Source organism: Streptomyces sp. NPDC048734, assembly GCF_043198675.1.
Taxonomy (GTDB): Bacteria; Actinomycetota; Actinomycetes; order Streptomycetales; family Streptomycetaceae; genus Streptomyces.
Genome location: NZ_JBICUZ010000018.1, coordinates 23,382 through 37,663, shown reverse-complemented (window position 1 = coordinate 37,663; position 14,282 = coordinate 23,382). Strand labels below are relative to the sequence as shown.

Here is a 14,282-nt window from a genome sequence, read left to right as displayed (position 1 = left end):
CCCGCGTCGGCCGGCGAGCCCATGACCGACCGGCACCGGGACCGCGGCGCCGGGCCGACGGCCCGCACGGGGCGAGCACCGTCGGGCGAGGCCGCAGGCGGCTCGGGCGCGGTCGACTCGGGTGCGTACCGGGAGAGCAGAAGGGGCAGGGAGAGCACAGAGGGCCGGGCGGGCGGGGCCGGGGACGGCCGGCGGACCGCCCCGGCGGCCACCTCCGGTACGGGGCGTCTCACAGTTTGCCGCCCCGTCCGCCCTCGCGCCGGGCGGGTGCGATGAGCGTCGAGAGGTAGGGGAGGGGCTCCCCGGCCAGCTCGGCGGCGGGCCGGATCGACTCCTCGGCCAGCCCGAGCGCCGACCCCCACACCGCGTCCTCGAGCCGCCCGGTCTCGCGCAGCGCCTCCGCCACCTCGGCGGCCTGCCGGCCGAACTTGTAGGCGACGACGGTGCCGGGACCGGCCAGGGCGTCCTTGAGCACGGCCGACCCCGCCGTCACGGGCACCAGCGTCAACGGCTCGGTCCCCTCGGTCAGCACGGCCCCCGACCGCGCCGCGAGATCCTGCATGGCGGTGATCCCGGGCACCGTCTCCACGACCGTGCCCGGCACCAGCTCCCCTACGGTCTGGGCGAGATACGTGAACGTCGAGTACACGTTCGGGTCGCCGATGGTGGCGAAGGCGACGGTGTCGTACCGCGTGAGCAGCTGCGCCACCCGCTCCCCGGCGACGTCCCAGGCGGCCTCCCGCCGGCCCCGGTCGGTCCGCTCGTTCAGCGCGAACGCCACCCGGACCACCCTCTCCGCGGGCACGTAGTGGAGCACGGTGGCCTCGGCGCGCCCCCGCTCCCCGCCCGCCGTTCCGTCGGGCGCGGCCATCACGGGAACCACGACCACGTCGGCGGCCCGCAGGGCGTTGACGCCCTTCACGGTCACCAGCTCAGGATCCCCGGGACCGACCCCGACTCCGATCAGCCTGCTGCTCATGACGTCCGGCACCTCTCCACGAACCGACGGGCCGCACCGGGCGACGACGCCCAGTGCGTGTGCAGGTAACTCGCGTGCACACCGCGCTCCACAAAACCCTCGACCCGCTTCACGGGAGCGAGGACCCCCCACGCGGGAGCCGCCCCGGCGCCCGGCTCGACGACGGTCCGGTGGAACTCGTGTCCCCGCATCCGCGTCCCCGCCCCGGCGAGCACGCTGTCGCCCACCGCGACGGCGTCCCGGTAGCCGAGGGTGAGCCGCTCGGTCATCCGGGCCGTGGCGTCGAGCACCCCGCACATGGGCCGCCCGTCCAGCTCCCGGCACAGGTACAGCAGCCCGGCGCACTCGGCGGCCACCGGCGCCCCGCTCTCCGCGAGCGCGGCGACCTCCTTGCGGAGCCCCTCGTTCGCGGACAACTCGGCGGCGTACACCTCGGGGAACCCGCCCCCCACCACCAACCCTGCTGTATCCGGAGGCAGTTGCTCGTCCCGCAGCGGATCGAAGGTCACGACGTCGGCCCCGGCGGCGCTGAGCAGCTCGGTGTGCTCGGCGTAGGAGAAGGTGAACGCGGCCCCGCCGGCGACGGCGATCGTGGGCACCGGCCCCTCGGCGGACCGGGCGCACCGGGCGGACCGGGCCGGACGGTCATGGCCGGGCCGGGCCGTGATCCCGACCTCGGCATCACTCCCGCTCCCGGTCACGGCCTCGGCCGGGTCCCAGGCCGCACCCGGCAGCGCCCCCGCACCACGCGCCAGCGCGGCCAGCGCCTCCAGATCGCACCCGGCCGAGACCTGCGCCGCCATGGCGGCCACCGCCTCCACCGCCAGCGTCCCGCGCTCGGCCACCGGCACCAGCCCCAGGTGCCGCGACGGCGTCTCCACCTGCGCGGCCCGCCGCAGCGCGCCCAGCACCGGCACCCCCACCGACTCCAGCGCCTCCCGCAGCAACGCCTCGTGCCGGTCGGAGGCGACCTTGTTCAGGATCACGCCCCCGACGCGCACCTGCGGGTCCCACGACACGAACCCGTGCACCAGCGCCGCCACCGACCGCGACTGCGACGACGCGTCCACCACCAGCACCACCGGCGCCCGCAGCAACTTCGCCACCTGCGCCGTGGACGCCAGCTCACCCTGTCCCGCGGCCCCGTCGTACAGCCCCATCACGCCCTCGACGACGGCGATGTCACACCCGCGCGCCCCGTGCAGGAACAGCGGAGCCACCAGCTCCGGCCCGCACAGGTACGCGTCGAGGTTGCGCCCCACCCGCCCGGTGGCGAGCGCGTGGTACCCGGGATCGATGTAGTCCGGTCCCACCTTGTGCGGGGACACGGCGAGCCCCCGCGCGGCGAACGCGGCCATCAGCCCCGTGGCGACGGTGGTCTTGCCGCTGCCCGACGAGGGCGCGGCGACGACCAGCCGCGGGACGGCGGACGTCACCACTCGATGCCCCTCTGCCCCTTCTGCCCCACGTCCATGGGGTGTTTGATCTTGGACATGTCGGTCACCAGGTCCGCGAACCCCACCAGCTTCTCCGGCGCGTTCCGCCCGGTGATCACCACGTGCTGGTTCCCCGGCCGCTCCCGCAGCACGGACACCACCTCGTCGGTGTCGATCCACCCCCAGTGCATCGGGTACGCGAACTCGTCCAGCACGTACAGCCGGTACGTCTCGGCGGCCAGGTCGCGCTTGACCTGCTCCCAGCCCTCGCGGGCCTTCTCCTCGTTGTCCATCTGCGCGTCCCGCTGGACCCAGGACCAGCCCTCGCCCATCTTGTGCCAGGCGACCGACCCGCCCTCGCCGGAGGCGCCGAGCACGCGCAGCGCGTTCTCCTCGCCGACCTTCCACTTCGCCGACTTGACGAACTGGAACACCCCGATGGGCCACCCCTGGTTCCAGGCGCGCAGCGCCAGCCCGAACGCGGCCGTCGACTTGCCCTTGCCGATCCCGGTGTGCACGACGACCAGCGGCCGGTTGCGCCGCTGACGGGTCGTCAGTCCGTCGTCCGGTACGACACTCGGCTGTCCCTGCGGCATTACGCGGCCCTCCTCGAAGTCCCCTGCACGTCCCTGACCAGCCCGGCGATCGCGTCCGCCCGCAACTCGTCGAGCGTGACGGCGCTGCCGCCCAGCTCGGCCGCGAGCCGCCCGGCGAGCCCCAGCCGAACCGGCCCCGACTCGCAGTCCACGACCACGGACGCGACCGAGTCGGCCGCGAACAGCCGGGCCGCCCGCGCGGCGAGGGCCACGGGCTCGGGACCACCGGTCGCCCGCCCGTCCGTCACCACGACCACCAGCGGCCGCCGGACGGAGTCCCGCAACCGCTCCACCCGCAGCACGTCGTGCGCCCTGAGCAGCCCGGCCGCCAGCGGCGTACGCCCCCCGGTCGGCAACGACTCCAGCCGCACCGCCGCCGCGTCCACGGACGAGGTCGGCGGCAGCGCCACCTCGGCGGCCGACCCCCGGAACGTCACCAGCCCCACCTTGTCCCGCCGCTGGTAGGCGTCGAGCAGCAGCGACAGCACGGCGCCCTTGACGGCGCCCATCCGCTGCCGCGCCGCCATCGAACCGGACGCGTCGACCACGAACAGCACGAGGTTGCCCTCGCGCCCCTCCCGCACCGCCTGCCGCAGATCGTCACGGCGCACGACGAGACCGCGCCCCGCGCGCCCGCGCGCCCGCTGGTGGGGGGCGGCGGCCTGCACGGTCGCCGCCAGGTGCAGCTTGGTCAGCGCCCCCCGGGGCCGCCGGGACCCGGTGGTCCGCCCCTGCTCGGTCCGCGCCCGCGACCGCCGTCCGGCGGTGCCCTCCCCGATCCCCGGCACGCTCAGCGCCCTGGTCCGGAAGGGCTCGCCGGCACGCGCCGGCTGCTGCTCACCGGAACCGGCTCCCGAGGGCTGCGGCTCACCGCTCTCCCCGGCCTCGGGCCGCGCCCCGGCGTCACCGCCCTCGGGCCCCTCCGACGGCGGCTGCCCGCCGCCCCCGCCGGGCCCGTCCGGACCGGGATCGGGGTCGGGGTCCTCGTCGTCGGACCCGCCGAACTCCTCCAGCGTCTCGTCGAGCTTGTCCTCGTCGAGCCCGGGCGCGTCGAAGGGATTGCGGCGCCGCCGGTGCGGCAGCGCGAGCAGCGCGGCCTGCCGGACGTCCTCCGCGAGCACCTCGGTCCGCCCGGCCCACGCCGCCAGCGCCGTGGCCGTCCGCGCCATCACGATGTCGGCCCGCATCCCGTCGACCTCGAAGGCTGCGCAGGTCGCCGCGATCTGCCGCAGCGCCCCGTCGCCCAGCCGCACCGACGGCAGCAGCTTGCGCGCCGCCACGATCCGCGCCCGTACGGCCGCCTCCTCGTCCGCCCACCGCGCGGTGAAGCCGGCCGGGTCGTCGTCGTGGGCGAGCCGCCGCCGGACCACCTCCACCCGCTGGTCGGGCTCCCGGGAGGCGGCGACCTCCACGGTCAGCCCGAACCGGTCGAGCAGCTGCGGCCGCAGCTCGCCCTCCTCCGGGTTCATGGTCCCGACCAGCAGGAACCGCGCCGCGTGCCGTACGGAGACGCCCTCGCGCTCGACGTAGGAGGCTCCCATGGCGGCGGCATCCAGCAGAACGTCGATGAGGTGGTCATGGAGCAGGTTGACCTCGTCGACGTAGAGGATGCCCCGGTTCGACGCGGCGAGCAGACCTGGCTCGAACGCCTTCACGCCTTCTGTCAGCGCCCGCTCGATGTCGAGCGCGCCGACCAGCCGGTCCTCGGAGGCGCCGACCGGCAACTCGACCATCCGCGCCGGGCGTTCGGCCCCGGGCCCCGGCTCGTGCGGCCCGTCCGGGCACGCGGGGTCCGCGGCGGCGGGGTCACAGGAGAAACGGCACCCGGGGACGACCTCCACCGGTGGTAGCAACGCCGACAGCGCACGCACCGCGGTGCTCTTCGCAGTGCCTTTCTCACCCCGAACGAGAACCCCGCCCACCGCAGGGCTCACCGCGTTGAGCAGGAGCGCCAGTCGAAGATCGTCCTGTCCGACGATGGCGGTGAACGGATAAGGCGTGCTCACGCGGCGATCACTCCTTGGTGTGAGTCGGACTCAGACGGTGCGAAATCCGCATGCCGTTCTGCGAATGTCGAAGCGTGCTCCCCGCCCGCGCGGGGAGGGTCCACTGCTCCACGAACATCTCGTCGAGCTGTTCCTGTGCTCCCCGCCCGCGCGGGGACACCGAGGGAGCTCACGCGTCCCCCTCCAGATCTCCCTCAAGTTCGAGGTAGGTCGCCCGGAGCCGGTCCAGGGTCTCCTGGTCCGGCTCCGCCCACAGCCCGCGTTCGGCCGCCTCCAGCAGCCGCTCGGTGATGCCGCGCAGCGCCCACGGGTTGGACTTCCTCATGAAGTCCCGGTTCTCCGGGTCGAAGACGTACTCGGCGCTGAGCTTCTCGTACATCCAGTCGTCGACCACGCCCGCCGTGGCGTCGTAGCCGAAGAGGTAGTCCACGGTCGCCGCCATCTCGAAGGCGCCCTTGTAGCCGTGGCGCCGCATCGCCGCCATCCAGCGGGGGTTGACCACCCGGGCCCGGAACACCCGGTGCGTCTCCTCGCCCAGCGTGCGGGTCTTCACCTGGTCCGGAGTGGCCGAGTCGCCGACGTACGCCTCGGGGGAGGCGCCCGTCAGATGGCGCACCATGGCGACCATGCCGCCGTGGTACTGGAAGTAGTCGTCCGCATCCGCGATGTCATGTTCACGTGTGTCCACGTTCTTCGCGGCGACCGCGATCCGCCGGAACGCCGTCTCCATGTCCCCGCGCGCCGCCCGCCCGTCGAGCCCGCGGCCGTAGGCGTAGCCGCCCCACACCGCGTACACCTCGGCGAGGTCCGCGTCCGAGCGCCAGTTGCGGGCGTCGATCAGCGGCAGCAGCCCGGCGCCGTACGCGCCCGGCTTGGAGCCGAAGACGCGGGCCGTCGCCCGGCGCCGGTCGCCGTGCTCGGCGGTGTCCTCGTCGGCGTGCGCCTTCACGTAGTTGACGTCGGCCGGCTCGTCCAGCTCGGCCACCGCCCGCACCGCGTCGTCGATCAGCCCGACGACGTGCGGGAACGCGTCGCGGAAGAACCCGGAGATGCGGACCGTGACGTCGATGCGGGGACGGCCCAGTTCCGCCGCTGGCACGATCTCGAAGCCGGTCACCCGGCGCGAGGCGTCGTCCCACACCGGGCGGCAGCCCAGCAGTGCGAGGATCTCGGCGATGTCGTCGCCCTGGGTGCGCATGGCCGAGGTGCCCCAGACCGTCAGGCCGACCGACTTCGGGTAGGCGCCGGTGTCCGTCAGGTACCGCTGCACGAGCGAGTCGGCGAGGGACTGGCCGACCTCCCAACTCAGGCGGGACGGGATGGCCTTGGGGTCGACCGAGTAGAAGTTGCGGCCGGTCGGCAGGACGTTGACCAGCCCGCGCGTCGGCGAGCCGGACGGACCGGCCGGGACGTAACCGCCGTTCAGGGCCTTGAGGATGTGCCCGATCTCGTCCGTGGTCCGCTCCAGCCGGGGCACGACCTCCGTGCAGGCGAACTCCACCACCGCGACGGCGTCGGGGAGTTCGGTGCCCAGCACCTCCGCGACGAGCGCGCGGCCCTCACCGGCCGCCCACCCCCGCGCCTCCATGCCCTCCGCGATCCGCCGGCACAGCTGCTCCAGCAGGTCGATCGCGTCGGCGGCGCTGCGCGAGGGGCCCGGCACCAGGTCCGTCAGCTCCACCGGGACCTTGACCGGCGCCCCCGGCTCGGCGAGCAGCTCCTTCTCGGCCAGCCCGAAGTGCTCCGCCAGGCAGGCCCGCAGCCCCGGCAGCGCGTTCGCCCGCCCGCCCCACACCTGCGAGGCCCGCAGCACGGCCAGCACCAGGTTCACGCGGGGCTCGCCCACCGGCCCGCCACCGAGGATGTGCAGGCCGTCGCGGATCTGCACGTCCTTGATCTCGCACAGGTAGCCGTCGATGTGCATGACGAACTCGTCGAACGCCTCGTCGTCCGGCTGGTCGTCGACGTGCAGGTCGTGGTGGAGCTCGGCCGCCTTCACCAGCGTCCAGATCTGCGCCCGCACGGCCGGCGCCTTCGCCGGGTCCAGGTCGGAGACGAGCGCGTACTCGTCGAGGAGCTGCTCCAGCTTGGCCAGGTCGCCGTAGGTGTCGGCGCGCGCCATCGGCGGCACCAGGTGGTCGACGACGGTGGCGTGCCCGCGCCGCTTGGCCTGCGTGCCCTCGCCGGGGTCGTTGACGATGAACGGGTAGATCAGCGGGAGTTCACCGAGGACGGCGTCGGGGGCGCAGCCCCCGCTCAGGCCCAGCCCCTTGCCCGGCAGCCACTCCATCGTGCCGTGCTTGCCCATGTGGACGATCGCGTCGGCGCCGAAACTGTTCTCCAGCCAGCGGTAGGCGGCCATGTAGTGGTGCGACGGCGGCATGTCGGGGTCGTGGTAGATCGCGATCGGGTTCTCGCCGAAGCCGCGCGGCGGCTGGATCATCACGACGACGTTCCCGAACCGGAGCGAGGCCAGCACGATGTCGTCGCCGTCGACGTACAGGCCGCCCGGCGGCTCGCCCCAGGCGTCGAGCATGCCCTGCCTGAGGTCCGGGTCGAGCTCGTCGAACCAGGCCCGGTAGTCGGCCAGCGGCACCCGCGCGGGCGCGGCGGCGAGCTGCTCCTCGGTCAGCCACTCGACGTCGTGGCCACCGGCCTCGATCAGCCGGTGGATCAGCTCGTCGCCGTTGTCGGGGTATTCGGTGAGGGAGTAGCCGGCCGCCCTGAGGGCGTCCAGCACCCGGACGGCGGAGGCGGGGGTGTCGAGGCCGACCGCGTTGCCGACCCGCGAGTGCTTGGTGGGGTAGGCGGTGAAGACGAGCGCGAGCTTCTTGTCGGCGTTCGCCTTGTGCTTGAGCCGGGCGTGCCGTACGGCGATCCCGGCGACGCGCGCGGCCCGCTCGGGGTCGGCGACGTACACCGGGACGTCGTCCGGGCCCTGCTCCTTGAAGGAGAAGGGGACGGTGATCAGCCGCCCGTCGAACTCGGGGATCGCGACCTGCATCGCCGCGTCCATGGGGGACAGGGCGGCGTCGGAGGCGTCCCAGGCGGCCCTCGAGGAGGTGAGGCAGAGCCCCTGCAGCACCGGCACGTCGAGATCGGCGAGGGCCCCGATGTCCCAGGCCTCCTCGTCGCCGCCGGCCGACGCCTGCGAGGCGTGGGTGCCGCCCGCGGCCAGCACGGTGGCGACCAGGGTGTCCGCCGTGCCGAGGATCCCGTACAGGCCGGGGTCGGCGTCGCGCAACGAACCGCAGTACACCGCGAGGGCGTTGGCGCCCCTCGCCTCGATCGCGTCGCACAGCGTGTCCACGAAGGCGGTGTTGCCGCTCAGCTCGTGGGCGCGGTAGAAGAGCACGCCGACGGTCGGCCGGCCCTCCTGGCGCACCCGGTCGCCGTGGACGCCGTACGCGGGCATCCGCCGCGGCTCCTCGAACCCCTCGCCCGTCAGCAGGACGGTGTCGGAGAGGAACCGCGCCAGCTCGGTGAGGTTGGCGGGGCCGCCCTCGACGAGGTACCTGAGGGCTTCGGCCACCACGCCGGCCGGCACGGACGACTCGGCCATCAGCTCCGCGTCCGGCACGGCCTCCCCGCCCAGCAGGACGGTGGGGATGCCGGACGCCTTCAGCGCGGCGAGCCCGTCCTCCCAGGCCCGCTTCCCGCCGAGCAGCCGTACGACGGCGACGTCCGAGCCCTCGACCAGGGCGGGGAGGTCCTCCGCGACGTCCACGCGGGTCGGATTGCCGATCCGGTACGAGGCACCGGCGGCGGCCCGGGCCGCCAGCAGATCGGTGTCGGCGGTGGACAACAACAACACTGTGCTCATGCGGGCGCTCCCGGTGGAATGAAAGGCAGTCCTTGCGGCGCGCCCGACTCGATGAGCCGCCACAGCGCGTCCGTGTCCGCGTGCTGTTCGATCAGGTCGCCGAGCCGGTCGAGCTGCTCCTCGCGCAGCGCGGCGAAGGAGGTGTCGGCGGCCGGCACGAAACGGCGGCCCGCGGCGGCCGCCACCTCCCGCAGGAACGCCCGTCGGAAACCGTCCGACTCCAGTGAGCCGTGCCAGTGGGTGCCCCAGGTCTGGCCGACCCGGCAGCCGTCCAGGCTGTTCCCCTCGTCATCGCGGATGAATGCCGCACCCCCGGTGACGTCGGCGACCCCGTGATGGATCTCGTACCCCTCGACCCGCTCGCCGAGGGCTTCCCCCACCGGCCGGGTGAGGGTCTTCTCGCGGGCGAACCGCACCCGGACGGGCAGGACGCCGAGCCCCGCGACCTCGCCGGCGCGCGACTCGACCTCGTCCTCGATGTGCTCGCCGAGGATCTGGAAGCCGCCGCAGACGCCCAGCACGGGCCGCTGCTCGGCGACCCGGCGCAGGATCGCGTCCGCCAGCCCGCGCTCGCGCAGCCACGCGAGCGCCCGGACCGTCCCCCGGGTCCCGGGGAGCACCACGAGGTCGGCGTCGGCCAGTTCCTCCGGCCGGTCCACGAACCGCACGACGACGCCCGGTTCGGCGGCCAGCGCGTCCACGTCGGTGAAGTTGGACATCAGCGGGACCGCGCAGACGGCGACCCGCAGCACGTCCTCGCCGACGGGCGGGGAGACGGCCGACTCCCGGACGGCGCCCCGCAGGGAGACCGCCATCCCGTCCTCCTCGTCGATCCCGAGTCCGTGCCGGAACGGCAGCACCCCGTACGTCCGCCGCCCGGTCAGCCCGCGCAGCATGTCCAGGCCCGGCTCCAGCAGCGAGACGTCACCGCGGAACTTGTTGACGAGGAACCCGGCGACCAGTTCCTGGTCCTGCGGCGAGAGCAGCGCGACGGTCCCGAAGAAGGAGGCGAAGACGCCGCCGCGGTCGATGTCGCCGACGACGAGCACGGGGAGCCGCGCGTTGCGGGCGATCCCCATGTTCACGATGTCGGTCCGCCGCAGGTTGATCTCGGCGGGACTGCCCGCTCCCTCACAGATCACCGCGTCATACGTGCCCCGCAACTCGGCGAGACAGTCGAGAACGGTCCCGAGGAGTTCCTCCTGCCGTCCGCCGCGCAGCCTGCTCCCGGGGGACGATTCCCCGGATTCCCCGGATTCCCCGGATCCTCCGGTCCCCCCGAAGAACCCGCGCGCGCTCATCTCGCCGACCGGCTTGCCGAGCAGCACGACCTGACTGCTGCGCTCGCCGCCCGGCTTGAGCAGCACCGGATTCATCAGCGCCGTCGGCTCGATGCGGCAGGCCTGCGCCTGCATGGCCTGCGCGCGCCCGATCTCGGCGCCCTCGCGGGTCACGAACGAGTTGAGGGACATGTTCTGCGCCTTGAAGGGCGCCACCTTGACCCCCTGCCGCACCAGCCACCGGCAGATCCCCGCCGTGACGACGCTCTTGCCGGCGTCCGAGGTGGTGCCGGCGACGAGGAGACCCCCGCTCATGACGTACGCCCCTTCGCTCTCGCCGCGAGGACCCTCGCGGAGACGACGCGCGCGGCGACGGTGACGCCGAGCGCGAGCAGGCCGACGCGGCGGGAGAGCCGCGCGGCACGTTCGATGTCGTGGGCCACGACGGGCCGCCCCCGCTCCCCGTTCAGCACGGGCCGGTGTTCGACGCGCCCGCCGTACGACAGCGTCCCGCCGAGCCGCACCCCGAGGGCACCGGCGAACGACGCCTCCACGGGACCGGCGTTGGGGCTGGGATGCCTGCGCGCGTCGGCCCGCCAGGCCCGCACCGCCCCGCGCGGATCGTCACCGGCGGCGGCGGCCAGGACGGCGGTCAGCCGTGCCCCCGGCCATCCGGCGACGTCGTCCAGCCGGGCCGAGGCCCACCCGAAGCGCAGGTGGCGCGGCGAGCGGTGGCCGACCATGGCGTCCAGGGTGTTGACGGCCCGGAACCCGAGCAGTCCCGGCACGCCGCCGACGGCCCCCCACACCAGGGCGCCCACGACCGCGTCGGAGGTGTTCTCGGCGACGGACTCGACGACCGCGCGGGCGATCCCGTCGGCGTCCAGGGCCTGCGGGTCCCGTCCGCACAGGTGCGGCAGCCGCGCCCGCGCGCCCTCGACGTCCCCCGCTTCCAGGGCCCGCCCGATGGTCCGGGCCTCCCGTACCAGCGAGGTCCCGCCGACGACGGCCCACGCGGCGGCGCCGGTCAACGCGACGGAGGCGGCGGGGGAGCGGCGTACGGCACGGGAGGCGAGGGCCCCGAGGGCCACGGTGCCGCCGGCGCACACGGCGGTGTGCAGCGCGCCCCACCCGCGGTGGTCCCGCCACAGAGCCCGTTCCACGCCGGCCGCGGCCCGCCCGAACACGGCGACCGGATGCCCCCGGCGCGGATCGCCGAGGATCAGGTCCCCCAGGAGGCCGGCGGCGGCACCGTACGCGTAGAGGCGATCGGTACCCATCGGCTCAGCCGGCCGACGGGCCGGGCAGCGACCTGGTGCTGTACCTCGAACGGCAGCCGAGCATGGCGTTATGTCCTCACTCAGGGTGTCCACGCCCTGGTTCGACGAGACCGGCGACGAGAGTTCCTGGCTCCCGGGGGTGTCTACCCCGGTGACAGTGGCGGGACCGCGCCGGATTCACACCGGCTTCCTCTTCTGTCGCCGTACATGGCCCCGGCAGTCCACCACGGGCCCGGAACGGCCGTCAACTCGCTGTTGACCTGCGACGGGACAGTGTGCAGAACCCCACACACCGCCGGTCACGGCCTACGCGCACGCGTGGGGCGCGGGACGGTGATCCGTCCCGCGCCCCACGCGCGTGTGTGCGTGCCGTCCGTCAGGTGACGATCAGCGAGATCCCGTAGGCCACCGCCCCGGCGCACGCCGCGAAGCACGCGTACGCGCCGGTGACGGCCAGGGTGGCGGAGCCGCCCTGGGCCGCGGCCCGCTCGCGGCGGGAGAGGCCCATGATGCCGAGGGTGAAGAGGGCCACGAGGGCCACGGTGACGACGAGACTGACGCCGAAGACGGAGCCGAGAGCCGCCCAGTCGATCTTCATGCTGCTTCTTCCTTCGTACCGGTGGGGGCGGGACTCAGACGGTGGTGACGGTGGGAGCGGCCGGCGGAGCCGACTCCGCCGCCGGGGCGGGGATGGTGGCCGTGAGGTCCTCGGCGACCGTGCCCGCCGGGGGCGGGGTCACGGCGGCGATCGCGGTGGTGACCACGCCGGCCGGCTCCTCGTCCCCGTCGACGACGTTCGTGTGGTCGATGATCTCGCGCCGCGAGATCTTCCAGATCGCCGCGCTGGAGGCGATGAGGAACACCGCGACGAGCGCCGTGCCCCAGTCGCCGAGGCCGGTCACGTACTCGGCGAGGGCGCCGACCAGGGCCGCGGCCGGCAGCGTCAGGCCCCAGGCCACGAACATCCGGGTGGCGGTCGACCAGCGGACGACGCCGCCCTTGCGGCCGAGGCCCGCACCCATCACCGCGCCGGAGACCGAGTGCGTGGTGGAGAGCGAGAAACCGAGGTGGGAGGAGGCCAGGATGACGGTGGCCGCGCTGGTCTGGGCGGCGAAGCCCTGCTGCGGCTGGAGGTCGGTCAGGCCCTTGCCCATGGTGCGGATGATGCGCCAGCCGCCGAGGTAGGTGCCGAGCGCGATCGCCAGGCCCGCGGACAGGATGACCCACAGCGGCGGGTCGGAGTCGGGGGCGACGGCGCCGCCGGCGACCAGGGCGAGGGTGATGATGCCCATCGTCTTCTGCGCGTCGTTGGTGCCGTGGGCGAGCGAGACCAGGCCGGCGGAGGCGATCTGGCCGGTTCGGTATCCCTTGGCGGCGGCCTTGCCGTCGGCCTTCTTGCCCAGCGAGTACGACAGCCGGGTCGCGAGCATCGCCGCGACGCCCGCGACGATCGGCGCGGCGATGGCCGGGATCAGGACCTTGGTGACGAGCACGTCACCGTGGACCGCGCCGGCACCGGCCGAGGCGATGGTGGCGCCGATCAGGCCGCCCATCAGGGCGTGCGAGGAGCTGGACGGCAGTCCGACCAGCCAGGTCAGGAGGTTCCAGAGGATCGCGCCGACCAGGGCGGCGAAGATGACCTCGGGACGGATGCCGGTCTCGTCGACGAGACCCTTGGAGATCGTGTTGGCGACCTCCACGGAGAGGAAGGCGCCTACAAGGTTCAGAACGGCGGACATGGCCACCGCGACCTTGGGCTTGAGGGCACCGGTCGAGATGGTGGTGGCCATCGCGTTGGCGGTGTCGTGGAAACCGTTCGTGAAATCGAACGCGAGTGCGGTTACTACCACAATCGCGAGGATCAGCGAGAAGCTTTCCATTTACCCAGGCAATCGTTCGAGGTCATTGGCTGGATGAACGTAGGTAACCTGAGTGAACGGAAGGTGAACTGGGGCGGGCTTCGTGGTGTCCACAATCGGCGGGACTCATTCCGCTCGGCCGTGACACCCCGGACGCCGCACGGGCCCGGGTTCCGCGCCCCCTTCCCCGAGGGTCCTGGAAGGCCGCGAAAGAGACGTTCGTCACCTGGCAGGATCGCCGTATGGCAGAGCAGCGACGCGACACCGGTGACGGCATCCACGACCCCCGCGACCTTCACGGCCTCCGCGACGGGGAGGTCGCACACGCCTGGGAACAGCTCGTGGCGACGGCCCGCCGCACCGTCACCGACCGGCTCGTCGTCGGCACCTCCGGCAACGTCTCGGTCCGCGTCGGGGACCTCGTCCTGGTCACCCCCTCGGGTGTCCCCTACGACCGCCTCACCCCGGACGACCTCACCGGCGTCGACCTCGACGGCCGGCAGGTCCTCGGCACCCTCACCCCGACCAGCGAGCTGCCCATGCACCTCGCCGTCCACCGCACCACCGACGCCCGCGCCGTCGTCCACACCCACGCCGTGCACGCCACCGCCGTCTCGACCCTCGTGACCGAACTCCCGTCCGTCCACTACATGACGGCCGCCCTCGGCGGCCCCGTCCGCGTCGCCCCCTACGCGACCTACGGCACCGAGGAACTCGCCCGCAGCCTCCTGCACGCCCTCACCGACCGCACCGCCTGCCTCCTCCAGAACCACGGCACCCTCACCTACGGCGCCACCCTCGACCAGGCCTACGACCGCACGGCCCAGCTGGAGTGGATGTGCCACCTGTGGCTGACCGCCTCGTCCGTCCCGGGCCGCACCCCGAACCTGCTGACCGACGACCAACTGGGGGAGGTGGCGGAACGCCTGCGGGGCTACGGGCAGAACCGCTGAGGCGACGTACCGGGGCCGCCGACGGAACCCCGAAGCCCGCGGCGCCCGATCCCGGGGCGGGGGCGGGGGC

General features: G+C 73.8%; 10 protein-coding genes and 1 riboswitch. Of the genes, 1 reads left to right on the top strand and 9 read right to left on the bottom strand.

The window, feature by feature from the left end:
• Positions 1 to 229 precede the first annotated feature (229 nt).
• The 9 genes from cobI to ACGFQC_RS31845 form a co-directional block, all read right to left on the bottom strand.
• Complete coding sequence (gene cobI, locus ACGFQC_RS31885; protein ID WP_363091114.1) at positions 230 to 979, bottom strand: precorrin-2 C(20)-methyltransferase; 750 nt, start codon at positions 977 to 979, stop codon at positions 230 to 232.
• On the bottom strand, positions 976 to 2,415 hold the full coding sequence (locus ACGFQC_RS31880) for a cobyrinate a,c-diamide synthase (RefSeq protein ID WP_393289027.1): 1,440 nt from the start codon (positions 2,413 to 2,415) through the stop codon (positions 976 to 978). The genes cobI and ACGFQC_RS31880 overlap by 4 nt, the downstream gene beginning before the upstream one ends.
• Positions 2,412 to 3,011, bottom strand: coding sequence for a cob(I)yrinic acid a,c-diamide adenosyltransferase (gene cobO, locus ACGFQC_RS31875; RefSeq protein WP_363091112.1), 600 nt, complete (start codon positions 3,009 to 3,011; stop codon positions 2,412 to 2,414). The genes ACGFQC_RS31880 and cobO overlap by 4 nt, the downstream gene beginning before the upstream one ends.
• Positions 3,011 to 5,017 (bottom strand): putative cobaltochelatase, encoded by a 2,007-nt coding sequence (locus ACGFQC_RS31870; RefSeq protein WP_363091111.1) that lies wholly within the window; start codon positions 5,015 to 5,017, stop codon positions 3,011 to 3,013. The genes cobO and ACGFQC_RS31870 overlap by 1 nt, the downstream gene beginning before the upstream one ends.
• A 169-nt stretch (positions 5,018 to 5,186) precedes the next feature.
• Entirely contained in the window at positions 5,187 to 8,840 is a 3,654-nt protein-coding gene (cobN, locus tag ACGFQC_RS31865) for a cobaltochelatase subunit CobN (RefSeq protein WP_363091110.1), read from the bottom strand.
• Positions 8,837 to 10,435 carry a cobyric acid synthase gene (locus ACGFQC_RS31860; protein ID WP_363091109.1) on the bottom strand — a complete coding sequence of 533 codons (1,599 nt, stop codon included), beginning with the start codon at positions 10,433 to 10,435 and terminating at the stop codon, positions 8,837 to 8,839. Before ACGFQC_RS31860 ends, cobN begins: the two co-directional genes overlap by 4 nt.
• Entirely contained in the window at positions 10,432 to 11,400 is a 969-nt protein-coding gene (locus ACGFQC_RS31855) for a cobalamin biosynthesis protein (protein WP_363091108.1), read from the bottom strand. The genes ACGFQC_RS31860 and ACGFQC_RS31855 overlap by 4 nt, the downstream gene beginning before the upstream one ends.
• A 100-nt stretch (positions 11,401 to 11,500) precedes the next feature.
• Positions 11,501 to 11,633, bottom strand: a riboswitch (cobalamin riboswitch).
• 143 nt (positions 11,634 to 11,776) lie between these two features.
• Positions 11,777 to 11,998: a hypothetical protein gene (locus ACGFQC_RS31850; protein ID WP_363091107.1), complete on the bottom strand. Its 222-nt coding sequence runs from the start codon at positions 11,996 to 11,998 to the stop codon at positions 11,777 to 11,779.
• 34 nt (positions 11,999 to 12,032) lie between these two features.
• Positions 12,033 to 13,280, bottom strand: a complete 1,248-nt coding sequence (locus tag ACGFQC_RS31845; protein ID WP_363091106.1) for an inorganic phosphate transporter — start codon at positions 13,278 to 13,280, stop codon at positions 12,033 to 12,035.
• 221 nt (positions 13,281 to 13,501) lie between these two features.
• Here ACGFQC_RS31845 and ACGFQC_RS31840 point away from each other — a divergent pair, with 221 nt between their 5' ends.
• Positions 13,502 to 14,212, top strand: a complete 711-nt coding sequence (locus ACGFQC_RS31840) for a class II aldolase/adducin family protein (protein ID WP_363091105.1) — start codon at positions 13,502 to 13,504, stop codon at positions 14,210 to 14,212.
• The last annotated feature ends 70 nt before the right edge of the window (positions 14,213 to 14,282 follow it).